The 278-nt window shown below is 68.3% G+C and carries 1 protein-coding gene; it reads left to right on the top strand.

Going from position 1 to position 278, the window contains the following annotated elements; all coding sequences use genetic code 11:
* The coding region (locus EN824_RS34965) for a hypothetical protein (RefSeq protein ID WP_210236416.1) at positions 1-278 on the top strand (278 nt) is incomplete at both ends.

Raw genomic sequence — 278 nt, 5'->3', positions numbered from 1 at the left:
GCCGACGGCACCTATCGCCCGGCCTTCCAGCCGGACCAGCTGAAAGGACCACCGCCCGGCCCCCCGAACCAGGTGATGGTGCTGGGCAGCCCGCATCTCTCCGGCCTGCCGAAGACCTTCACGCGGGAGCATCTCGAGCCGCTGCTGGAGCCGCTGCTGGCGCGCCTTCAGGCATGGCAACCGACGGCCATCGCGGTGGAGAACCTGTCCGGCATGCAATGCGACTTCATGCGGCGCAACCCCGCGCGCTACGCTGACAGTGTCGAGACCTACTGCAT

Source organism: Mesorhizobium sp. M8A.F.Ca.ET.181.01.1.1 (assembly GCF_004792025.1).
GTDB lineage: Bacteria > Pseudomonadota > Alphaproteobacteria > Rhizobiales > Rhizobiaceae > Mesorhizobium.
This window is presented reverse-complemented; position numbering and strand designations above follow the sequence as displayed.